Here is a 1,097-nt window from a genome sequence, read left to right on the forward strand (position 1 = left end):
CCTACTGTACGTCCGCCTTCACGGATAGCGAAACGAAGACCAACTTCAACAGCAATCGGGGTAATCAATTCAACATCCATCATAACGTTATCCCCAGGCATGCACATTTCAGTACCTTCCGGTAACTGGATCACGCCGGTTACATCTGTCGTGCGGAAGTAGAATTGCGGACGATAGCCATTGAAAAACGGCGTGTGACGGCCGCCTTCATCCTTTGTCAATACATATACCTGCGCCTTGAATTTCGTATGCGGATGAATGGTTCCCGGCTTTGCCAATACTTGTCCGCGTTCAATTTCTTTCCGTTCTACACCGCGCAGCAACGCCCCGATGTTATCCCCGGCCTCTGCCAGATCCAACAATTTACGGAACATTTCTACGCCTGTTACTACGGTCTGTTTCGGCTTATCCGATAAGCCAACCACTTCGATCGTATCGCCTACCTTGACCGTACCACGTTCGACACGGCCGGTTGCGACAGTGCCGCGCCCGGTAATCGTGAATACATCTTCTACCGGCATCAGGAACGGCTTATCCGTCGGGCGATCCGGCGTCGGAATATATTCATCAACCGCATCCATCAATGCCAATATGCTCTTTTCTGCTTCTTCATCGCCTTCCAGCGCTTTCAGTGCTGATCCGACAATAATGGGAACTTCGTCGCCGGGATAATCGTATTCTGTCAACAAATCCCGTACTTCCATTTCTACCAGTTCAATTAGTTCCGGATCATCTACCTGATCTGCTTTATTGAGGTATACAACGATAGCCGGTACCCCTACCTGACGGGCCAGCAGAATGTGTTCACGCGTCTGCGGCATCGGGCCGTCTGCAGCGCTTACAACCAAGATAGCTCCATCCATCTGCGCCGCGCCGGTGATCATGTTCTTAACATAATCGGCATGCCCCGGGCAGTCTACATGGGCATAATGACGTTTATCTGTTTCGTATTCAACGTGTGCCGTATTGATTGTAATACCGCGTTCACGTTCTTCCGGTGCTTTGTCGATATCTGCATAATCTTCAAATTTAGCGTAGCCCTTTTTGGACAATACTTTTGTGATTGCTGCTGTCAACGTTGTTTTACCATGATCGAC

General features: G+C 49.7%; 1 protein-coding gene. It reads right to left on the reverse strand.

The window, feature by feature from the left end; genetic code table 11:
* Positions 1 to 1,097 (reverse strand): elongation factor Tu (gene tuf, locus AB840_RS15335; protein WP_048515680.1); only part of this gene is annotated, 1,097 nt, incomplete at both ends.

The organism is Megasphaera cerevisiae DSM 20462, assembly GCF_001045675.1.
Taxonomy (GTDB): domain Bacteria; phylum Bacillota; class Negativicutes; order Veillonellales; family Megasphaeraceae; genus Megasphaera; species Megasphaera cerevisiae.